1 protein-coding gene is annotated in these 26,273 nt (G+C 54.6%); it reads right to left on the bottom strand.

Features of this window, described 5'->3' with window-relative positions; all coding sequences use genetic code 11:
- A partial coding sequence (locus CRP01_RS36725; protein ID WP_143473705.1) for an HYR-like domain-containing protein occupies nt 1–26,273 on the bottom strand: 26,273 nt, incomplete at its 3' end.

The following is a 26,273-nucleotide window of genomic DNA, read 5'->3' as shown; positions in this document are numbered from 1 at the left end:
GCGGCCGTTAGGGTATCGATGTAAATGCCGGTGGTGTCAAAGAAAGCTCCGTTCCACATAATACTGTCTCCGAAGCAAACTTCAGCGATGGTGGTATCCTGGAAGAGGTCTTTAACGAGCAGATCGAGCACGATGATACTGTCACAACCGTTGACGGCCGTCAGCGTATCCAGATAAACGCCGGTAGTATCGAAGAAAGCATTATTCCATTGCAGGCTATCTCCGAAGCAGATCTCCGCCAAGGTGGTATCCTGGAAGATCTCTTTGACAAACAGATCCAGTATGATGACGCTATCACAACCATTGGCGGCCATCAGGGTATCGATGTAAATACCGGTGGTGTCGAAGAAGGCCCCGTTCCATTGGATACTATCTCCGAAGCAGACTTCAGCAATGGTCGTATCCTGGAAGAGGTCCTTCACGAGCAGGTCAAGCACGATGATGCTATCGCAACCGTTAGCTGCCGTCAGGGTATCCAGGTAAACGCCGGTGGTATCAAAGAAGCCATTGTTCCACTGGAGGCTATCGCCGAAGCAGATCTCGGCCACAGTGGTATCCTGGAAAATCTCTTTCACGAACAGATCGAGTACGATGACGCTATCACAGCCGTTAGCGGCAGTGAGGGTGTCGATGTACAGTCCGGTAGCATCGAAGAAGGCCCCATTCCACTGAATGCTATCTCCGAAACACACTTCGGCGATGGTGGTATCCTGGAAGAGTTCCTGAACATGTAGATCCAGCACAACAACACTATCACAGCCATTCGAAGCAGTGAGCGTATCGATATAAATGCCAGTGGTATCGAAGAATGAATTGTTCCATAACAGACTGTCTCCAAAACAGATCTCGGCTAAAGTAGTATGCTGGAAGATCTCTTTGACAAATAGATCGAGTACAATGACACTATCGCAGCCATTGGCAGCAGAGAGAGTATCAATGTAAATGCCGGTCGTATCAAAGAATGTCCCGTTCCACATGATGCTATCTCCGAAGCAGACTTCGGCGAAAGTGGTATCCTGGAACAGTTCCTTAACGAGCAGGTCAAGTACGATGACACTGTCGCAACCGTTCGCGGCAGTCAAAGTATCAGCGTAGAGTCCGGTTGCATCGAAGAAAGTACCGTTCCACTGGATGCTATCCCCGAAACACACTTCGGCCATAGTAGTATCCTGGAACAGTTCTTTAACAAGCAGGTCGAGTACGATGACGCTATCACAACCGTTCGAAGCGGTAAGCGTGTCAGCGTACAGCCCGGTCGCATCGAAGAAAGTACCATTCCACTGAATGCTATCTCCAAAACACACTTCGGCCACGGTGGTATCCTGGAACAGTTCCTTAACGAGCAGGTCAAGTACGATGACGCTGTCGCAACCGTTCGCGGCAGTTAAGGTGTCAGCGTAGAGTCCGGTTGCATCGAAGAAATTACCGTTCCACATGATGCTATCTCCGAAGCAAACTTCGGCAATGGTGGTATCCTGGAACAATTCCTTAACGAGCAGGTCAAGGACAATGACGCTGTCGCAACCATTTACGGCAGTTAAGGTATCAGCGTACAGCCCGGTTGCATTGAAGAAAGTACCATTCCACTGGATGCTATCTCCGAAGCAGACTTCGGCGATAGTGGTATCCTGGAATAGTTCCTTTACGAGCAGGTCGAGTACAATGACGCTGTCGCAACCATTTACAGCAGTTAATGTATCGGAGTAGAGTCCGGTTGCATCGAAGAAAGTACCGTTCCATTGGATACTATCCCCGAAGCAGACTTCGGCGACGGTGGTATCCTGGAACAGTTCTTTGACGAGCAGGTCAAGTACAATGACGCTGTCGCAACCATTTGCTGCAGTCAAGGTATCAGCGTAAAGTCCGGTCGCATCGAAGAAAGTACCATTCCACTGAATGCTATCTCCGAAGCAAATTTCGGCGATGGTGGTATCCTGGAATAGCTCTTTGACAAGCAGGTCTAGTACGATGACGCTGTCGCAACCGTTCGCGGCAGTCAAGGTATCAGCGTACAGCCCGGTTGCATCGAAGAAAGTACCGTTCCACTGGATGCTATCTCCGAAGCAAACTTCGGCGATGGTAGTATCCTGGAACAGTTCTTTGACGAGCAGGTCAAGTACGATGACGCTGTCGCAACCATTCGCTGCGGTCAAAGTATCTGCGTAAAGTCCGGTCGCATCGAAGAAAGTACCGTTCCATTGGATGCTATCCCCGAAACACACTTCGGCGACGGTGGTATCCTGGAATAGTTCCTTAACGAGCAGGTCTAATACCAGGATACTGTCACAACCATTCGATCTGGTCAGCGTATCACTGTAGATTCCCGTAGTACTCAGGAAAGTACCGTTCCATTGGATGCTGTCGCCCTGACAAATTTCCAGTGCGGTGCTGTCGATAGAGGTCTCTTTCACCAGGAGCTCAAACACCTGGATACTATCGCAACCGTTGCTGGCGGTCAGGCTGTTGATATAAGTTCCCGTTTCGCTCAGGAAATTTCCATTCCACTGAATGCTGTCACCCTCGCAGAGTTCGAGGTAACTGGTGTCCCGGTATACCTCTTTCACCAGCAGGTCCAGAACCAGGATGCTGTCACAACCATTGGCCGCAACCAGCGTATCGGCATAGGTGCCGCTGGCATCCAGGAAAACGCCGTTCCACTGGATACTGTCTCCCGCGCAGATCTCCATGGACGCGCTACTGAACGCCCTTCTCTTCGTGATCAGGGTCAGGGTACTCAAACTGTCACAACCGTTCGCGGCGGTCAGGGTATCCGTGTAAACACCGGCGGTACTCAGGAAAACGCCGTTCCACTGGATGCTGTCTCCCCGACAGATCTCAATGGTGGTTGAATCACTGAGGATCTCTAATACCAGCAGGTCGAGGGTTACCACACTGTCACAACCGTTAGCGGCGGTCAGGGTATCTACGTAGATACCGGTGGTATTAAACGGTACGCCGTTGAAAGTGAAACTGTCGCCTTCGCAGATGGTACCACTAATATTAGTCTCAAATACGGGCAACACCGTAAGGTCGAGCGTGACGATGCTGTCACAGCCGTTGGCGGCCGTCAGGGTGTCCAGGTAGATACCGGTGGTGTCGACCAGTAAGCCGTTGAAATCAAATGACTCGCCTTCGCAAATTGATTCGGTAAGGGTCGTTTCGGCTAACGGCAGGAGGGTAAGCTCCAGGGTAATGACACTGTCACAGCCATTGACGGCGGTTAAGGTATCGAGATAGGTACCGGAAGTATCGATTAACTGTCCGTTGAAATCGAAGCTTTCTCCGGCACAGATTGATTCGGTGAGCGTCGTCTCGAATACCGGCAGTACGGTGAGATCGAGGGTGACCACACTATCACAACCGTTGGCCGCTACCAGTGTATCCATATAGATGCCGGTCGTATCGAGGAGCATGCCGTTGAAGTTGAACGTTTCCCCTTCGCAGATGGATTCGCTCATTGCACCGGAAGCGCTTTCCAGCATAATGAGGTCGATCGTGATGATCGAATCACATCCGTTAAAGGAAGCTCCGAATATGGTGTCGATGAAGGTGCCCGAACTGGAGTAGGTCTTACCATTGATCTCCAGACTGTCCCCTGCACACAATTCGCTGGATACCACTTCCCGGCCCGGTTCCAGTACCAACACGGAGATCTGATCATTCACCACACAACCGTCGGCATTCGTCAGGGTGTAGATGATGTCAAAGATTCCCGGGCCAATCGATGGGTTGAACTGTCCATTGGCATTTACCGGACCGCTCCAAACACCTCCGGGGCGATTGACGATCAGTTGCTGGATGCCCTGATTAATACAAAGCGGGCCAAGCGGATCGATATTTACCGGTAGTTGCTCTACGGTGATCACCTGGGATACAGCACTGGTATTACCACAGTCATCGGTGTAGGTCCAGGTCCGGGTAATGGTTTCCGGGTTGCTGTTGCCATCACTGACGTCTTCCCCGAGTACCGTACCGGTGCCGCCACAATTATCGGTCCACGTCAATTCGGGCATCGGTGGGATGGCATCGATACATTCCACCGTAATAGGCTCGGGTGCATCTTCAAACTCCGGAGCTATGGTATCATCCACCGTAATGGTTTGGATACAGGTTGCGGTGTTGGCACACAGATCGGCGATCTGATAGGTACGCGTGACGATCTGCGGGCAGCTTTCGGCCGATACCTCTTCAAAAATAAGCTGGAAACTGGTAGAGTCTATTCCACAATTATCCGTAGCGCTTCCGCCGGCATTTGTAAATTCGGTGAAGGAGGTGTAAGGAGCCTGCTCGTCGGCCATACAAACGGCCGTGAGATCCTGCGGACAGGTAAGGACCGGAGGCTCATCGTCATTCAGGGTGTAGGTATAGGCCCAATCCTGGGTATTCCCGGCACAGTCCGTGTAAGTCCAGGTGTAGGTCACGGTGCCATTACAGGCGGGAGCCTGATCGATCTGCGGACCAACCGGCACCAATTCGTTCCCGCAGGCATCCGTCACGGTCGGGGGTACCGGTACCATGATATCGGCAACGCAGCTAACGGTAGTATCCTGATCGACCGGATCCTCGAAAAGTGGCGTTACAATGGTATAGGTAAAGACCCAGTCCTGAGTATTGCCGGCACAATCGGCATAATTGTAGGTATAAGTAATCGTGCCGTTACATTCGGGAGCATCGCTAACGATCGGTCCGCTCGGGATGATCTCATCACCGCAGGCATCGATTACTACCGGTGGTATCGGTTCGAGGGCTTCCGCAATACAATTGACAGTCGAATCCTGATCGATGGGATCGGCAAACGGCAGGATATCGATGTTGTAAGTGAATACCCAATCCTGCATATTTCCGGCACAATCGGTAAAGGTATACGTATAGGTTATCGGGCCTTCACAATCCGGAGCCGGGCTGATCGCCGGACCGAATGGCATCAGTGGATTACCGCAATTATCGGTCACCACCGGCGGGGTCGGCACAATAGCATCGGCCACGCAATTGATGGTTGAATCCTGATCTACAGGATCGGCAAACGGTAGGATTTCAATATTGTAGGTAAAGATCCAGTCTTGGGTATTGCCGGCACAATCGGTATAATTATAGGTATAGGTGATCGGTCCTTCGCAATCCACCGGTTCACTGATCACCGGCCCGCTGGGCACAATATCCGCACCGCAGGCATCTACAACGGTTGGGGGCATCGGCACCACCGCATCCGCCACGCAATTGATGGTCGAATCCTGATCGATGGGGTCCGCAAAGGGTGGAATCACCACATTGTAGGTAAAGATCCAGTCCTGGGTATTGCCGGCACAGTCGGTATAGTTATAGGTATAAGTGATGCCGCCTTCACAATCGGATGGATCACTGACCAGCGGTCCGTCTGGGATGATCTCATTACCGCAGGCATCCACTATGGTCGGTGGCGTCGGTTCCAGAGCATCGGCGACGCAATTAATGGTCGAATCCTGATCGATGGGGTCTTCGAAGGCCGGTATCAGAATATTGTAAGTAAAGATCCAATCCTGCGTATTTCCGGCGCAATCGGCATAATTATAGGTATAAGTAATCCCGCCCTCACAATCAGTCGGGTCGCTCACGACCGGTCCGCTGGGGATCAGTTCATTTCCACAGGCATCCACGACGGTTGGTGGTACGGGTTCGACCGCATCGGCAATACAGTTGACGGTGGAATCCTGATCGATGGGATCTTCGAACGGCAGGATGTCGATGTTGTAAGTGAATATCCAATCCTGCATATTTCCGGCACAATCGGTGAAGGTATAGGTATAGGTCATCGGTCCTTCACAATCCGGAGCCGGGCTGATCACCGGATCGGATGGCGTTAGCGGATTACCGCAATTATCGGTCACCGTAGGTGGGGTCGGCGCTATGGCTTCTGCTACACAGTTTACGGTTGAATCCTGATCGATGGGATCTTCGAACGGCAGGATATCGATGTTGTAAGTGAATACCCAATCCTGCATATTTCCGGCACAATCGGTAAAGGTATACGTATAGGTTATCGGACCTTCACAATCTGGAGCCGGGCTGATCGCCGGACCGAATGGCATCAGTGGATTACCGCAGTTATCGGTCACCACCGGCGGGGTCGGCACAATGGCATCGGCCGCACAATTGATGGTGGAATCCTGATCGATCGGGTCTTCAAACGGCAGGATATCGATATTATAAGTGAATACCCAATCCTGCATATTTCCGGCACAATCGGTAAAGGTATACGTATAGGTTATCGGGCCTTCACATTCCGGAGCCGGGCTAATCGCCGGACCGAACGGCATCAGTGGATTGCCGCAATTATCGGTCACCACCGGCGGGGCAGGCACAATGGCATCGGCCACACAATTGATGGTGGAATCCTGATCGATGGGATCTTCGAACGGCAGGATGTCGATATTGTAGGTATAGACCCAATCCTGGGTATTTCCGGCACAATCGGTGAAAATGTACGTATAGGTAACGGAACCTTCGCACTCGGGTGCCGGACTGATCACCGGATCGGAGGGCACCAGCACATTGCCACAGGCATCGGAAACCTCCGGCGGTGTTGGATCGACCACAGCTGCGATACAATTTACCGTGGTGTCCTGGTCAACAGGATCGGCAAAGGGTGGAATGACCACATTATAGGTAAAGATCCAATCCTGCGTATTGCCGGCACAATCGGTATAATTGTAAGTATAGGTGATCCCGCCTTCGCAATCTGCCGGGTCACTGACGATCGGTCCGCTTGGAATGATCTCGTTACCGCAGGCATCCACGATAGTGGGTGGGGTAGGCACCACCGCATCCGCGACACAGTTGATGGTGGAATCCTGATCGATCGGATCATCAAATGGCGGGATCATGATATTGTACGTGTAGATCCAGTCCTGACTATTTCCGGCGCAATCCGTGTAGTTATAGGTATAAGTTAGGCCGCCTTCGCAATCGGTCGGATCGCTCACGATCGGTCCGCTCGGTACGATATCATTGCCACAGGCGTCCGTCACGACCGGTGGTACGGGTTCTACGGCATCGGCAATACAGTTGACGGTGGAATCTTGGTCGATCGGATCGTTGAATGGCAGGATATCGATATGGTAGGTGTACACCCAATCCTGGGTATTCCCGGCACAATCGACAAAGGTATACGTATAGGTCATTGGCCCTTCACAGTCGGGAGCAGCGCTGATCACCGGATCGGATGGCGTTAGCGGATCGCCGCAATTATCGGTCACCACCGGTGGGGTAGGAGCAACGGCCTCGGCCACACAATTAACGGTGGAATCCTGATCGATGGGATCTTCAAACGGCAGGATATCGATGTTGTAGGTGAATATCCAATCCTGGGTATTTCCGGCGCAGTCGGTAAAGGTATACGTATAGGTTATCGGGCCTTCACATTCCGGAACCGGGCTGATCGCCGGACCGAATGGCATCAGTGGATTACCGCAGTTGTCGGTCACCACCGGCGGGGTCGGCACAATGGCCTCGGCCAAACAATTGATGGTGGAATCCTGATCGATCGGATCTTCAAACGGCAGGATGTCGATGTTGTAAGTGAATACCCAATCCTGGGTGTTTCCGGCACAATCGGTAAAAGTATAAGTGTAGGTTATCGGCCCTTCACATTCCGGAGCCGGGCTGATCGCCGGACCGAATGGCATCAGCGGATTACCGCAATTATCGGTCACTACCGGCGGGGTCGGCACAATGGCATCCGCCACACAATTGATGGTGGAATCCTGATCGACGGGATCTTCGAACGGCAGGATGTCGATGTTGTAAGTGAATACCCAATCCTGCATATTTCCGGCGCAGTCGGTAAAAGTATAGGTGTAGGTCATCGGCCCTTCACATTCCGGAGCGGGACTGATCACCGGATCGGACGGAACCAGGATATTGCCACAGGCATCCATAACGGTGGGCGGGGTGGGCGCTACTACCTCGGCAATACAGTTCACAGTACTATCCTGGTCGATTGGATCCTCAAAAACCGGAATCACGATATTATAGGTGTACACCCAATCCTGGGAGTTACCCGCGCAATCGGTGTAGTTATAAGTGTAAGTGATACCACCTTCACAGTCCGTAGGATCACTAACGATCGGACCACTCGGTACGATCTCATTGCCGCAGGCATCGGTTACCGTCGGTGGTATCGGTTCTACCGCATCGGCGATACAGTTGACTGTGGAATCCTGGTCAAGCGGATCAGTGAAAAGCGGAATATCTACCGTTACCGTATGCACGTAATCGACGGTAGCGCCGGTACAATCTTCGTAAGTCCAGGTGTAGGTCACTTCGCCTTCACACTCAGGCACGGTACCTTCTACCGGCCCGGTAACGGTCATATCGGTGCCGCAGGCGTCCTGCACAACGGGTGGCGTCGGTAATACGATATTGGCGTAGCAATCAACGACATCGGTGGTTGGTGCCGGTGCGGTTGGCGCAGGAATATCGATGGTCACGGTGTGCACATAGTCGACAGTAGCGCCGGTACAATCCTCGTAAGTCCAGGTGTAAGTCACTTCGCCCTCACAATCAGGCACGGTACCTTCCACCGGCCCGGAGACGGCCATATCGGTACCACAGGCATCCTGCACAACGGGCGGTGTTGGCAGTACGATATTGGCGTAGCAATCGAACATATCTGTAGTCGGTACCGGTGCAGTTGGTGCGGGTATATCAATCGTTATGGTATGCACATAATCGACGGTAGCGCCAGTGCAATCTTCATAAGTCCAGGTGTAGGTGACTTCACCCTCACAGTCGGGTACGCTACCTTCCACCGGACCGGTAATCGTTACGGCTGCACCACAACCATCCTGCAGATCCGGCGGATCCGGCAGGGTGATATTATCGTAACAGTCGACCGTTGCGGTGGTCGGGGCGGGGGCTACCGGTGCCGGAATGTCGATGGTTACGGTGTGTACGTAATCGACGGTTGCGCCGGTACAATCTTCGTAGGTCCAGGTGTAGGTCACTTCGCCCTCACACTCAGGCACGGTACCTTCTACCGGCCCGGTGACGGTCATATCGGTTCCGCAGGCATCCTGCACAACGGGTGGCGTTGGTAATACGATATTGGCGTAGCAGTCGACCACATCGGTAGTTGGTGCCGGTGCGGTTGGTGCCGGAATGTCGATGGTTACGGTGTGGACATAATCAACGGTTGCGCCGGTGCAATCTTCGTAGGTCCAGGTGTAGGTCACTTCACCTTCGCAAGTTGGCACAGTACCTTCCACCGGGCCGGTTACGGTCATGTCGGTACCACAGGCATCCTGCACCGTGGGTGGCGTTGGCAATATGATATCAGCATAGCAATCGACCAGATCCGTAGTCGGAGCGGGTGCGGTTGGTGCGGGGATATCAATGGTTACCGTATGCACATAGTCGACGGTAGCGCCGGTGCAATCCTCATAAGTCCAGGTGTAGGTAATGTCGCCCTCACAGTCGGGCACGGTACCTTCTACCGGTCCGGAGACGGTCATATCGGTACCACAGGCGTCCTGCACAACGGGCGGTGTCGGTAGGACAATATCGGCGTAGCAATCGACGAGGTCCGTAGTTGGTGCTGGGGCCGTTGGTGCTGGGATATCGATAGTCACAGTATGCACGTAATCTACGGTAGCACCGGTACAATCCTCGTAGGTCCAGGTGTAGGTCACGTCGCCTTCGCAATCAGGCACAGTACCTTCCACCGGTCCTGTGACGGTCATATCGGTGCCACAGGCATCCTGTACCGTGGGTGGCGTCGGGAGCACAATATTATCGTAGCAATCGATCAGGTCCGTAGTTGTAGCTGGTGCGGTTGGCGCGGGAATATCGATGGTTACGGTATGTACATAATCGACGGTTGCGCCGGTGCAATCCTCGTAAGTCCAGGTATAGGTGACGTCACCCTCGCAATCGGGCACGGCACCTTCCACCGGACCGGTAATCGTTACCGCTGCACCACAACCATCCTGCAGATCCGGTGGATCCGGCAGGGTGATATTATCGTAGCAGTCGACCGTTGCGGTGGTCGGGACGGGAGCTACCGGTGCGGGAATGTTGATGGTTACGGTGTGTACGTAATCGACAGTAGCGCCGGTACAATCTTCGTAGGTCCAGGTATAAGTTACTTCGCCTTCACAGTCGGGCACGGTACCTTCTACCGGCCCGGTGACGGTCATATCTGTTCCGCAGGCGTCCTGCACCACGGGTGGTGTTGGCAGTACGATATTGGCGTAGCAATCGACCACATCGGTAGTCGGTGCAGGTGCGGTTGGTGCGGGAATATCGATGGTCACAGTATGGACGTATTCGACTGTAGCGCCGGTACAATCCGCGTAGGTCCAGGTATAAGTTACGTCGCCTTCGCAGGTAGGCACAGTTCCTTCTACCGGCCCGGTGACGGTCATATCGTTACCACAGGCATCCTGCACCGTGGGTGGAGTCGGCAATACGATATCGGCGTAGCAATCGACCAGATCCGTAGTCGGAGCGGGTGCGGTTGGTGCGGGGATATCAATGGTTACCGTATGCACATAGTCGACGGTAGCGCCGGTGCAATCCTCATAAGTCCAGGTGTAGGTAATGTCGCCCTCACAGTCGGGCACGGTACCTTCTACCGGCCCGGTAACAGTCATATCGGTACCACAAGCGTCCTGCACAACGGGTGGCGTCGGCAGCATAATATCAGCGTAGCAATCAACCAGGTCCGTAGTTGGTGCTGGTGCGGTTGGTGCTGGGATGTCGATAGTCACGGTATGCACGTAATCAACGGTTGCACCGGTGCAATCGATATAGGTCCAGATGTAGGTTACGTCGCCTTCGCAATCAGGCACAGTACCTTCCACCGGCCCGGAGACTGCCATCTCGGTTCCACAGGCATCCTGCACCACGGGCGGCGTCGGCAGTACGATATTGGCGTAGCAATCGACCAGGTCCGTAGTTGGTGCCGGTGCAGTTGGTGCCGGAATATCGATAGTCACGGTATGCACATAATTGACTGTTGCGCCGGTGCAATCCTCGTAAGTCCAGGTGTAGGTCACTTCGCCCTCACACTCGGGTACAGTACCTTCCACCGGTCCGGTAATGGTTACCGCTGCACCACAACCATCCTGCAGATCCGGTGGATCCGGCAGGGTGATATTATCGTAGCAATCGACCGTTGCGGTGGTCGGGACGGGAGCTACCGGTGCGGGAATGTCGATGGTTACAGTGTGTACGTAATCGACGGTAGCGCCGGTACAATCCGCGTAAGTCCAGGTGTAGGTCACTTCGCCTTCACAGTCGGGCACGGTACCTTCTACCGGCCCGGTGACGGTCATATCCGTTCCGCAGGCATCCTGCACCACGGGCGGTGTTGGTAGCACGATATTGGCGTAGCAATCGACGATATCGGTAGTCGGTGCCGGCGCGGTTGGTGCCGGGATATCGATGGTTACGGTGTGTACGTAATCAACGGCTGCGCCGGTACAATCCGCGTAGGTCCAGGTGTAGGTCACTTCACCTTCGCAAGTAGGCACAGTGCCTTCTACCGGCCCGGTGACGGTCATATCGGTTCCACAAGCATCCTGCACAACGGGTGGTGTCGGCAGAACGATATCGGCATAGCAATCGACCAGGTCCGTAGTGGGAGCGGGGGCGGTTGGCGCCGGAATATCGATGGTTACCGTGTGTACGTAATCGATAGTTGAGCCGGTACAATCTTCGTAGGTCCAGGTGTAAGTCACATCGCCCTCACAAGCAGGAACAGTGCCTTCTACGGGCCCGGTGACGGTCATATCATTTCCGCAGGCATCCTGCACAACGGGCGGCGTCGGCAGTACGATATCTGCGTAGCAATCGACCAAGTCCGTAGTGGGTACTGGGGCCGTTGGTGCCGGGATGTCGATAGTCACGGTATGCACGTAATCAACGGTTGCGCCGGTGCAATCGATATAGGTCCAGATGTAGGTTACGTCGCCTTCGCAATCAGGCACAGTACCTTCCACCGGCCCGGAGACGGTCATATTGGTACCGCAGGCATCCTGTACAACAGGTGGCGTCGGCAGCACGATATTAGCGTAGCAATCGACCATATCTGTAGTCGGTGCCGGTGCGGTTGGCGCGGGAATATCGATAGTCACGGTATGCACATAATCGACGGTTGCGCCGGTGCAATCCTCGTAAGTCCAGGTATAGGTGACTTCACCCTCGCAGTCGGGCACGGTACCTTCTACCGGTCCGGTAATCGTTACGGCTGCGCCGCAACCATCCTGCAGATCCGGTGGATCCGGCAGGGTAATATTATCGTAGCAGTCGACCGTTGCGGTGGTCGGGGCGGGGGCTACCGGTGCCGGAATGTCGATGGTTACGGTGTGTACGTAATCGACGGTTGCGCCGGTACAATCTTCGTAGGTCCAGGTGTAGGTCACTTCGCCCTCACAGTCGGGCACGGTACCTTCCACCGGTCCGGTGACGGTCATATCGGTTCCGCAGGCATCCTGCACAACGGGTGGCGTTGGCAGCACGATATTGGCGTAGCAGTCAACGACGTCGGTCGTTGGTTCAGGTGCGGTTGGCAGTGGGATATCGATGGTTACGGTATGCACATAATCGATGGTAGCGCCCGTACAATCTTCGTAAGTCCAGGTGTAGGTGACTTCGCCTTCGCAAGTAGGCACAGTGCCTTCTACTGGCCCGGTGATGGTCATATCGGTTCCGCATGCGTCCTGCACAACGGGCGGCGTCGGCAGTACGATATCGGCGTAGCAATCAACCAAGTCCGTAGTGGGAGTGGGTGCGGTTGGCGCGGGGATATCAATGGTTACTGTATGCACATAATCAACGGTTGCTCCGGTACAATCTTCGTAAGTCCAGGTGTAGGTAATGTCGCCCTCACAGTCGGGCACGGTACCTTCTACCGGCCCGGAGACGGTCATATCGGTACCACAGGCGTCCTGCACAACGGGCGGTGTCGGTAGACCAATATCGGCGTAGCAATCGACGAGGTCCATAGTTGGTGCTGGGGCCGTTGGTGCCGGGATATCGATAGTCACGGTATGAACGTAATCAACGGTTGCGCCGGTACAATCGGTATAGGTCCAGGTGTAGATTACGTCGCCTTCGCAGTCGGGTACGGTACCTTCTACCGGTCCGGAGACGGTCATATCGGTACCGCAGGCATCCTGCAAAACGGGTGGTGTCGGCAGCACGATATTGGCGTAGCAGTCGATTACATCGGTAGTTGGTGCCGGTGCGGTTGGTGCCGGAATATCGATGGTTACGGTGTGCACATAATCGACGGTTGCGCCGGTGCAATCCTCGTAAGTCCAGGTGTAGGTGACTTCGCCTTCGCAATCGGGTACGCTACCTTCTACCGGACCGGTAATCGTTACGGCTGCGCCGCAACCATCCTGCAGATCCGGCGGATCCGGCAGGGTAATATTGTCGTAGCAATCGACCGTGGCGGTGGTCGGGGCGGGTGCGGTTGGCGCCGGAATATCAATGGTCACGGTGTGTACGTAATCGACGGTAGCGCCGGTACAATCTTCGTAAGTCCAGGTGTAGGTCACTTCGCCTTCACACTCGGGCACAGTTCCTTCCGCCGGTCCGGTGACGGTCATATCGGTTCCGCAGGCATCCTGCACAACGGGCGGTGTTGGCAGCACGATATTGGCGTAGCAATCGACTACATCAGTGGTTGGATCGGGTGCAGTTGGCGCTGGGATGTCAATCGTCACGGTGTGGACATAATCAACAGTAGCGCCGGTGCAATCCGCGTAGGTCCAGGTATAAGTTACGTCACCTTCGCAAGTTGGCACGGTGCCTTCTACGGGCCCGGTGACGGTCATATCGGTACCACAGGCATCCTGCACCATAGGTGGCGTTGGCAAAACAATATCGGCGTAGCAATCGACCAGGTCCGTAGTGGGATCGGGTGCGGTTGGTGCCGGAATATCAATGGTTACGGTATGCACATAATCGACGGTTGCGCCGGTGCAATCGGTATAGGTCCAGGTGTAGGTTACGTCGCCTTCGCAATCAGGCACAGTACCTTCTACCGGCCCGGTGACGGTCATATCGGTACCACAAGCGTCCTGTACAACGGGTGGCGTTGGTAATACGATATCGGCGTAGCAATCGACCAGGTCAGTAGTGGGTGTCGGTGCGGTTGGTGCCGGGATGTCGATGGTCACGGTATGCACGTATTCGACGGTTGCGCCAGTGCAATCCTCGTAGGTCCAGGTATAGGTTACGTCACCTTCGCAGTCGGGTACGGTACCTTCCACCGGTCCGGAGACGGTCATATCGGTTCCGCAGGCATCCTGCACCACGGGTGGTGTCGGCAGTACGATATTGGCGTAGCAATCGACCATATCTGTAGTCGGTACCGGTGCGGTTGGTGCTGGTATATCAATCGTTATGGTATGCACATAATCGACAGTAGCGCCGGTGCAATCCTCGTAAGTCCAGGTATAGGTAACTTCACCCTCACAGTCGGGCACGGTACCTTCCACCGGTCCGGTAATGGTTACGGTTGCGCCACAACCATCCTGCAGATCCGGCGGATCCGGCAGGGTGATATTATCGTAGCAATCGACCGTTGCGGTGGTTGGGGCGGGTGCTACTGGTGCAGGAAGGTCGATGGTTACGGTGTGTACGTAATCGACGGTAGCACCGGTACAATCCGCGTAAGTCCAGGTGTAGGTCACTTCGCCTTCACAGTCGGGTACGGTGCCTTCTACCGGCCCGGAGACGGTCAAATCGGTTCCGCAGGCATCCTGGACTACGGGTGGCGCTGGCAGCACGATATTGGCATAGCAATCGACCACATCGGTGGTTGGAGCGGGTGCGGTTGGCGCTGGGATGTCAATCGTCACGGTGTGAACATAATCAACGGTAGCGCCGGTGCAATCTTCGTAAGTCCAGGTATAAGTTACGTCGCCTTCGCAAGTAGGCACGGTGCCTTCCACTGGTCCGGTGACGTTCATGTCGGTACCACAGGCATCCTGCACCGTAGGTGGCGTTGGCAAAACAATATCGGCGTAGCAATCGACCAGGTCGGTAGTTGGAGCCGGTGCCGTTGGTGCGGGAATATCGATTGTCACGGTATGGATGTAATCAACAGTTGCGCCGGTGCAATCTTCGTAGGTCCAGGTGTAGGTGACTTCACCCTCACAGTTAGGCACAGTACCTTCTACCGGTCCGGAGACGGTCATATCGGTACCACAGGCGTCCTGCACAACGGGTGGCGTCGGTAGTACGATATTGGCGTAGCAATCGACCAGGTCAGTAGTGGGTGTCGGTGCGGTTGGTGCCGGGATGTCGATAGTCACGGTATGCACGTAGTCGACGGTTGCGCCAGTGCAATCGGTATTGGTCCAGGTGTAGGTTACATCACCTTCGCAGTCGGGTACAGTACCTTCCACCGGCCCGGTGACGGTCATATCGTTACCACAGGCATCCTGCACCACGGGCGGTGTCGGCAGTACGATATTGGCGTAGCAGTGAACGAGGTCCGTAGTTGGAGCCGGTGCGGTTGGTGCGGGAATATCGATGGTTACGGTATGCACATAATCGACGGTAGCGCCGGTGCAATCCTCGTAAGTCCAGGTGTAGGTAACGTCGCCCTCGCAATCGGGTACGCTACCTTCTACCGGCCCGGTAATCGTTACGGCTGCGCCGCAACCATCCTGCAGATCCGGCGGATCCGGCAGGGTAATATTATCGTAGCAGTCGACCGTGGCAGTGGTCGGGGCGGGGGCTACCGGTACAGGGATGTCGATGGTCACGGTGTGTACGTAATCGACAGTTGCGCCGGTACAATCTTCGTAAGTCCAGGTGTAAGTCACTTCGCCCTCACAGTCGGGCACGGTACCTTCTACCGGTCCGGTGACGGTCATATCGGTTCCGCAGGCATCCTGCACAACGGGTGGCGTTGGTAGCACGATATTGGCATAGCAATCGACCACATCGGTGGTTGGTGCGGGTGCGGTTGGCGCTGGGATGTCAATTGTCACGGTGTGGACATAATCAATGGTAGCGCCGGTGCAATCTTCGTAAGTCCAGGTATAAGTTACGTCACCTTCGCAAGTTGGCACAGTACCTTCCACCGGGCCGGTTACGGTCATGTCGGTACCACAGGCGTCCTGCACAACGGGCGGTGTCGGTAGGACAAGATCGGCGTAGCAATCGACCAGGTCCGTAGTGGGAGCGGGGGCGGTTGGTGCCGGAATATCGATGGTCACAGTGTGTACGTAATCGACAGTTGCGCCGGTGCAATCTTCGTAGGTCCAGGTGTAGGTGACTTCCCCTTCGCAGTTAGGTACGGTGCCTTCTACGGGCCCGGTGACGGTCATATCAGTTCCGCAGGCATCCTGCACAACGGGTGGCGTCGGTAGTACGATATCGGCGTAGCAATCGACCAGGTCTGTAGTTGGTGTCGGTGCGGTTGGAGCCGGTATATCGATGGTCACGGTATGCACGTAGTCGACGGTTGCACCAGTACAATCGGTATAGGTCCAGGTATAGGTCACATCACCTTCGCAGTCGGGTACGGCACCTTCCAGCGGTCCGGTGACGGTCATATCGGTACCACAGGCGTCCTGCACAACGGGCGGCGTTGGTAGCACAATATTGGCGTAGCAATCGACGACATCGGTGCTTGGTGCCGGTGCGGTTGGAGCGGGGATATCTATGGTCACAGTATGCACGTAGTCGACAGTTGCGCCGGTACAATCTTCGTACGTCCAGGTGAAAGTGATCTCCCCTTCACAATCCGGAGTAGCGCTTTCCGTAGGCCCTGTAATGGAAGCCGTAGCGCCGCAGCCATCCTGCAGATCGGGCGGCGTCGGCAGCATGATATTATCGTAACAATCTACGGTTGCGGTGGTCGGTGCGGGCGCCACCGGATCGGGGATATCGATGGTTACCGTATGCACGTAGTCAACAGTTGCGCCGGTACAATCTTCGTAGGTCCAGGTGTAGGTGATGTCGCCCTCACAGTCGGGTACGGTACCTTCTACCGGCCCGGTGACGGTCATATCATTTCCGCAGGCATCCTGCACTACGGGTGGCATTGGCAATACGATATTGGCATAACAGTCCACAATATCCGTAGTTGGTGCCGGTGCGGTCGGTGCCGCAATATCGATAGTCACCGTATGGACATAATCAAATGAATTACCTCCACAGTCGGTATACGTCCAGGTATAGGTAATAACGCCTTCACAATCCGGAGGCGTGCTTTCGACCGGATTGGTGGGGATCAGATCCGTTCCACATACATCCTGAATACTGGGTGGTGTCGGCAGCACGATATCATCGTAACAAGCCACGGTCTCACTGGTAGGAGTTGGAGCAGTAAAGGGTGCCAGGTTAATCGTCACGGTATGTACATAATCAGCGCTATTCCCGGCGCAGTCCGTATAGGTCCAGGTATACACCACCTGACCTTCACAGCTTGGGATAATACTCTCAACCGGTCCGTTGGGAATAATGTCATTTCCACAGGCATCCTGCACGGCGGGCGGTGTCGGCAACACAATGTCATCGTAGCAGTTCACCATAGCGGAAGTCGCATCGGGACCGGTAAAAGTTGGAATGTCAATGGTTACAGTATGCACGTATTCAACCATGGCACCGGTACAATCCTGGTAGGTCCAGGTATAGGTGATGTCGCCTTCACAGTCCGGAAAGTTGCCTTCTACGGGGCCGGACGCAGTCAATGCTGTCCCACATCCATCCTGCACGCTGGGTGGCGTTGGTAGTACGATATCATCGTAGCAGTCTACAGTAATCGAAGTCGGCTGGGGCGCCACAGTTTCCGGAATGTCAATGGTGACGGTATGGATATAGTCGACCGTTGCTCCGTTGCAATCCTCGTAAGTCCAGGTGTAAGTTACGTCGCCCTCGCAGGCTGGAACACTTCCTTCTACCGGCCCGGATACGGTCATATCGGTACCACAGGCATCCTGGACTACCGGCGGATCCGGCAGGTTAATATTGTCGTAGCAATCGACCGTTGCCGTCGTCGGAGCGGGTGCAGTTGGTGCCGGGATATTGATGGTTACGGTATGGACATATTCGACGGTGGCACCGGTGCAATCCTCATAAGTCCAGGTGTAGGTCACATCACCATTGCAATCCGGAGGCGTACTTTCTAGCGGTCCGCTGGGCGTAAGTACGGTGCCACAGCCATCCGTGACGGTCGGTAGCGTGAGTTGTCCCAGGTCAATATCGGCATAACACTGGACCGTTTCCGAACTCGGGGCGGGTGCCGTTAAAGATGGGATAATAATGGTCACCGTATGTTGATATTCAATAGAAGCGCCATTGCAATCACCGTACGTCCAGGTATAAACTACATCTCCATTACAATCCGGTGGTGTACTTTCCGTCGGCCCGGTGGGGGTAAGCACCGTTCCGCAGGCATCCGTGACCACGGGTAAGGTCAGCTGACTCAGATCGATATCGTCGTAGCAGTCTACAGCCTCACTCGTTGGATCCGGGGAACTTATCGGTGGAATATCGATGGTGACGGTGTGTACGTAATTGACGGTGTGGCCATTACAGTCCTCGTACGTCCAGGTATAGGTGAGATCGCCATTACAGGCCGGAGGCGTACTTTCGATGGGGCCACTAGGTGTCAGTACCGTACCGCAGGCATCCGTAACGGTCGGTAAATTCAACTGATTGAGGTCGATGTCGGCATAACAATTTACGGTTTCACTGGTCGGTGCCGGTGCGGTCGGTGCCGGAATGTCAATCGTCACGGTATGCACATAATCGACGGTAGCGCCGGTACAGTCCTCGTAGGTCCAGGTATAAGTGACATCGCCATTACAGTCCGGTGGTGTACTTTCCACTGGTCCGGTGGGCGTAAGTACGGTGCCACAGGCATCCATAACGGTTGGTAAACTCAGCTGGCTCAGATCGATATCGGCGTAACAGTTTACGGTTTCACTGGTTGGATCCGGTGCCGTGGGTGCGGGAATATCGATGGTCACGGTATGCACATAATCGACGGTAGCGCCGGTACAATCTTCATAAGTCCAGGTATAGGTCACATCGCCCTCACAATCAGGCACGGCACTTTCTGCCGGACCGGTGACGGTCATATCGGTACCGCAGGCATCCTGCACCACCGGCGGTGCCGGCAGCACGATATCGTCGTAGCAATCTACCGTTTCAGCGGTTGGATCCGGAGCGGTCGGCAGGGGAATATCGATGGTTACGGTATGCACGTATTGAACCGTGGCGCCGGTACAATCCTCGTAGGTCCAGGTGTAGGTGATGTCCCCCTCGCAGTTGGGCACGGCACTTTCCTCCGGTCCGGTGATCGTGGCCGTCGTTCCGCATCCATCCAGCAATTCCGGTGGCGTTGGCAGTACGATATCGGCGTAGCAATTCACCGTTTCGGCCGTTGGGTCGGGTGCGACCAGTTCGGGAATATCGATGGTCACGGTATGCACGTACTCGACGGTTTCGCCGGTACAATCTTCGTAGGTCCAGGTATAAGTTACATCGCCCTCACAAGCAGGAACAGTGCCTTCTTCGGGGCCAGTAATGATCATGTCGGTCCCGCAGGCGTCCTGCACAACGGGTGGCGTCGGTAGTACAATATCGGCATAACAATCGACGGTAGCACTGGTTGGTGCAGGTGCGGTTGGCAATGGGATGTCGATGGTCACCGTATGTACGTACTCGACCGTTTCGCCGGCACAATCGGTGTAGGTCCAGGTGTACGTAACCTCACCTTCGCAGGTAGGAACAGTACCTTCCACGGGGCCGGTGATCATCATATCGGTGCCACAGGCATCCGGTACATCGGGTGGCGTCGGCAGTACGATATCGGCATAGCAATCGACCAGGTCGGTCGTGGGTGCCGGAGCGGTCGGTAGTGGAATGTCGATGGTTACAGTGTGCACATAGTCGACGGCTGCGCCAGTGCAATCGGTATAAGTCCAGGTGTAAGTTATGTCACCTTCACAGTTAGGCACGGTGCCTTCTACCGGACCGCTCATGATCATGGTTTCGCCGCAGGCGTCCAGCACGGTGGGTGGGGTCGGCAGATTGATATCCGCGTAACAGTCGACCGTTTCGGCGGTTGGGTCCGGAGTAGTCGGCAGTGGAATGTCAATAGTTACGGTGTGCACATAATTGACCGTTTCACCCACACAATCCGTGTAAGTCCAGGTATAGGTCACGTCGCCTTCACAATCGGGTACATTACCTTCCACGGGGCCGGTGATCATCATATCGATACCACAGGCATCCGGTACATCGGGTGGCGTCGGTAATACGATATCCGCGTAACAGTCGACCGTTTCGGCGGTTGGGGCCGGAGCAGTCGGCAGCGGAATATCGATGGTCACGGTATGCACATAGGTCACCATAACGCCATTACAATCTTCGTAGGTCCAGGTGTACGTAATATCTCCTTCGCAATCCGGTACGGTACCTTCTACCGGCCCGGTAATGGAGATGACCGTACCGCAGGCATCCTGCACATCGGGCGGTGTCGGCAGACTAATGTCCGCATAACAATCAACGGTTTCGGAGGTCGGGTCCGGAGCGATCGGAGGTAAGATCTCCAGGGTATAGGTGTAGATCCATTCACTGACGTTCCCGGCACAATCCGTATACGTCCAGGTGTACGTCTTGGTGCCGTCACAGACCAGATCGGCGCTTTCTACCGGTCCGGTAGGGGTGATGGTCGCTCCGCAATTGTCGGTCACCACGGGTGGGGTGGGTGTGGTTATATCAGCCGGGCAGTTTACGGTACTGCCGTCATTAGCCGGTACTGCCGGTGGTGTGGTGTCATCGATGTTGATCAACTGGATGGCGTCCGAGGTATTACCGCAGGAATCGGTGTAAGTCCACGTTCGGGTAACGAGGGTCGGACAGTCCTGGTCGTCAATTACGTCCATACCGGTGACGGTGCCGGCTCCGTTACAGTTATCCGTCCAGTCCAGATCCGTCATGGCCGGCAGATCGCTCAGGCATTCTACGGTTACATCCATTGGGGGATTGTCCAAAACCGGCGGCGTGATATCGTGCACCGTGATGATCTGGTCACAAGTCACCAGATTACCGCACTGGTCTACTACCTGGTAGGTACGGGTAATGGTCTCGGGGCAGGTTTGATTATCGGATACGTCGCCGACATGGGAAATAGTGACCGGACCGTCACAGTTGTCGATCGCCATTACAATAGTGGTATCCGGAGCGGGAATATCCGCGCGACATTCTACCGTAACCGGGGCACCGCAGGAAGTGATGGTCGGAGGCGTAAAGTCATTGTACAAAATATACTGATCAGCGGTAGATACGTTGCCGCAACCATCGGTAGCGATCCATTTCCGAATAATACCGCCTCCATTGGGGATACAGCTAGCCGCCTGAATACAGGCACCCAGAAACTTGAGTTCACCGTTCGAACTGGCTTGCTTTTCCGCAAAGATCTGCCAGGTTCCGAACAGATCTCCGGTAAAATCTTCAAAACAGTCTACATAGTTCTCGGGTGGGATTGGCTGGCCGTTGTATTCCACCGGGGTAGTGGTCGACGGAACACCTCCGGTCGGTGTGAAGTTTCCGATACCCGTAAAGATGAAATCATTGTTACCCCATACCGGATATCCCTGTCCACAGTTCCAGAGCTGTACCTTATAGCGTTCGATACTGTTCCGGTCGGCGTCATCACATTCGCCCCCCTGGCAGTAAACGCCGATCAGGATGATGGCCTGGCCGGTGGGAGAGATCAAGATGAACTGGCCTCGACCTTTACCCTGGTTGGCTTCGAATTCAATCAGAATATTATTGATCTGACTGGCCGCAGTACCATTGTCTTCCGTTACTTCCAGATCGACGTATACCCCCTGTCCGGCATTGATATTGGTCTCTTTGTCAAAAGAAGCAATACAGTCGCCGTTGTTGTAGTAGAAATCCTGGTAGGTCAATTCTGGATTGGCATCGCAGTTATCGGTCACCTGCTGTACCGGATTGCCCAGCGCCTCTACCGAAATATCGTCTCCGCATTCCACGTACATGGTAATGGTATCCTTGATCTGGTTGCCGCTCTCAAAAGAGATGATCGGAGATTCATTGTCTATGATATTGAAAAAGGCGGTATCCGAAACCGTATTGCCGCAGGCATCTGAAGCGTAGAAGATGATCTCATCGACGATGTCGTTTTGACAGGTCCCGGTCAGGGTAGTGATGCTGTTGGTCCAGGTGATATCGCTGCAGTTATCCGTAGCCAGGGCCCCACCGTTATCAGCAAGCCAGGTTTCGAGGGTATCGATGGCACTTTCATTGCGTCGACACTGCTGTATGAACAGGTCAATGGCCGCCATATCAAGCGTCGGCGGTGTCACGTCGTATACCCAAGTAAAAGTCACATCACAACTTGCGGAAACATTCCCACAGGCATCCGTCGCTTCGTAGCGGTAAGTGATGCTGCGATCGCAGCCGGTCAGTACCTGGTCGATCTGCGTATAGGTGATATTGGTCGAATTACAAATATCCGTCGCCGTGATATCTGATCCGATGAGAGCCATGGGGTCGATGTCATCGGGAATATCATCGGAATTATTATCGTCGGGATTACAACCCAGATCGTAGGTGGCCTGGGTACAGCTCAGCTCGGGAGCGGTTGTGTCTTCGATGGTGAAGGTGGCTGTTTGGTCGGTGCTGTTACCACAATCATCGGTAGCGGTGAACGTAACCGTGATCGAGCCGGCATTGCCACAGTCAGTACTGAAAGCGTTCGCATTGAAATTATGACTGAGCGTCACCTGTCCGCAATTATCACTGGCCACTGCACCGCCAAAAGTATTCAGCCAGCTATTGATCTGACTGGTCAGACCCATCCCATTGCATTCTACGGTGAGGTCGGCCGGAGGGGTATCAAAAGTAGGCGTCGTATTATCGTTGACGGTAATGGTCTGGGAGACGGAACTTTCATTACCGCAGTCATCGGTGAAGGTCCAGGTACGGATCAGGGTATATTGATTGGCGCAGTTCCCCGGGTTAGTTTGCTCCGAGGGACTGGCGATGATGTCGCCGTCGCAGTTGTCCGTTGCCGTGAGATTGACGGCCGCAGGTACATCTGCGGAGCAGGAAACGGTGACGTTGGCCGGTGGTGTCGGTGCGGCCGGCGCCGTATCGTCGCTAACGTTAATGGTCTGGGAGACGGTACTGGTATTACCACAGTCATCGGTAAAGGTCCAGGTGCGTACCAGGGTATATTGGTTGGCACAATTACCGGCGGTGATCTGCTCGGTTGGACTAACGGTGATGTCTCCGTCGCAGTTATCGGTAGCGGTCAGATCCACGGCTGCGGGTACTTCGGCGTCGCAGGAAACATCAACATCTGCTGGTGCAGCCGGTGCCACGGGCGCCGTCTGATCGTTAACGGTAATGTTTTGAGAGACGGTACTGGTATTACCGCAGTCATCGGTGAAAGTCCAGGTGCGGACGAGGGTATATTGGTTGGCACAATTACCGGCGGTGATCTGCTCGGTTGGACTAACGGTGATATCTCCGTCGCAGTTATCGGTAGCGGTCAGGTCCACGGCTGCGGGTACTTCCGCGTCGCAAGAAACATCAACATCTGCTGGTGCAGCCGGTGCGGCCGGCGCCGTATTGTCGCTAACGTTAATGGTCTGAGAGACGGTACTGGTATTACCGCAGTCATCGGTAAACGTCCAGGTACGAACGAGGGTGTATTGGTTGGCACAATTACCGGCATTGATCTGCTCGGTTGGGCTAACGGTGATATCGCCGTCGCAGTTATCGGTAGCGGTCAGGTCCACGGCTGCGGGTACTTCGGCATCGCAGGAGGCGTTAATATCGGCCGGTGCGCTGGGTGCCACGGGCGCCGTCTGATCGTTAACGGTAATAGTCTGAGAGACGGTACTGGTATTGCCGCAGTCATCGGTAAACGTCCAGGTGCGGACCAGGGTGTATTGGTTGGCACAATTACCGGTATTGATCTGCTCGGTTGGGCTAACGGTGATGTCTCCGTCGCAGTTATCGGTAGCGGTCAGGTCCACGGCTGCGGGTATTTCGGCATCGCAGGAGGCGTTAATATCGGCCGGTGCGCTGGGTGCCACGGGTGGCGTCTGATCGTTAACGGTAATGGTCTGGGAGACGGCACTGGTGTTGCCGCAGGCATCGGTGAAGGTCCAGGTGCGGACCAGGGTATATTCATTCGCACAATTGCCCGGCGTAAGCTGCTCCGTCGGGCTAAGGGTGATGTCACCGTTACAGTTGTCCGTAGCGGTCAGATCTACCGCTGCGGGAACGCCGGCATCACAGGAAACGCTTATATCGTTCGGTGAGTTGGGCGCAACGGGCGCTGTTTGGTCATCAACCGTAATGGTCTGCTGTACACTACCGCCATTGCCGCAGCCGTCCGCAAAAGTCCAGGTACGGATAATAGTATATTGATTGGGGCAATTACCGGTATTGGTCTGCTCCGTAGGATTAACGGTGATGTCTCCGTCGCAACTATCGGTCGCCGTCAGGCTAACGGGCGCGGGTACCTCATCCGCACAGGATACGGTCACATCGGCCGGTGGATCGGGCAGCACCGGATCGGTATCGTCATTGACTACGATTATCTGGGAAACCTCGTCCGTATTGCCGCAGGCATCGGTGAAGGTCCAGGTGCGGGTCAGCACATATTCATTCGGGCACAGGCCGTTGTCAAAATCTTCCGTCGGATTCACGGTAATGTCTCCATCACAGTTATCGGTGGCGGTCAGAGCTACTGCGGCCGGTACTTCATCGGCACAGGTAAGGATCAGGTTCCCCGGGGCGGCCGGTACCACCGGAGCCGTATCGTCATTGACCGTAATGGTCTGGGAAACGGCACTCATATTGCCGCAGGCATCCAGGAAAGTCCAGGTACGGGTAATGACGTACTGATTGTCACAGTTGCCCGGGCTAATGACGTCCGAAGCCGGCACGATGAGCTCTCCGTCACAATTGTCCATACCGGTCAGATTGACCATAGCGGGTACGTCGTCTTCGCAGGAAACCGTAACGTCAGCGGGAGGTGTCGGGGTTTCGGGAGGGGTCGTATCCATGACCGTGATCGTCTGCGAGACGCTGGAAGCATTCATACAGGCGTCCGTAAAAGTCCAGGTGCGGACAATGGTCAATTCACTAATACAGGTGCCAACTGTTATATCATCTACTCCGGTAACCGTAATGGTCCCCTCACAATTGTCGGAGGCCGTCAGGTTTCCGGGAGCGGGTACGTCTTCAAAACACTGGTAAGTGGTATTGTTCGGCGCCGGTGGCGGCGAGGGAGCCGTCGTATCTTCAATTGTAAAAGTCGCCACCGCACTGCTGGCATTACCGCAGGAATCAGTTGCTGTAAAGGTCACATCGATGGAACCGTTCTGGCCGCAGGTATTGACGAAATTGGCTACGTCAAAATCATTAGACCAGGTGAAATTACTGCAATCGTCCGTGGCCGTAGCGCCACCGTTGTTACTCAGCCAGGTATTGATCTGGGCGGTCAGGCCGGTCCCGTTACACTCGACAGTCTGATCCATTGGCTGGGCGGTGAATACCGGATCGATGGTATCTTTTACGACCAGGATCTGCAGGCAGGAAAGGGGGGCACAGTCACTGAGCACGGTATAAGTACGCGTGATTACCGTTTCACAGAGCAGCGGGTTATCCACTACTGCATCGGCTGAGAAAATGGTACTTATCGTACAGGGACCTACCGGAAAATCAATTATTCCACCCGCCGCTTCAAATTCCAGTTGGGTTTTCAGGGAAGTCGTATCGCTGATGGCACATACCGTATCCCGCGGCGGACAGGTAGCCACCATCGGAGCGGCAGTTAACTGCTCCGGACCGGCCTTACGGATGGAAATAACCAGTTCCTGCATCTCCAGGAGATGTCGCGGGACTTCCACCACGTGGTAGGTATCGCCTTTCAGGTAGACCGGTTCGCCAAACTGGTAACCGGCAGCGGAATTAAAGGAAAAAGTGGCCGACGATGGGCTAAATACCCCAAAAGGCATGCGCGGTCGGTCAATCCGGATAAACTCGGTATCGCTACCGGCCCAGAAGATTACCTTAAACGTTGCGGAGCCCGCAGTTCGGAATTCCCACGAAGGATGATGGACGTCAGAGGCGTGGATCCGTATTTTGGAAGTGGATATATTTTCCAGATCAATGAATACGAGATCAGATGATGATGGTACATACGGGTTGTTTCCTTTCGCAGTAAAGATGCAGAAAAGACACAGGGTGACGGTGTAACCTAAGGATGACAT

Origin of the sequence: Flavilitoribacter nigricans DSM 23189 = NBRC 102662, from assembly GCF_002646595.1 — a bacterium.
In the GTDB taxonomy this organism is placed as follows: domain Bacteria; phylum Bacteroidota; class Bacteroidia; order Chitinophagales; family Saprospiraceae; genus Flavilitoribacter; species Flavilitoribacter nigricans.
This window is presented reverse-complemented; position numbering and strand designations above follow the sequence as displayed.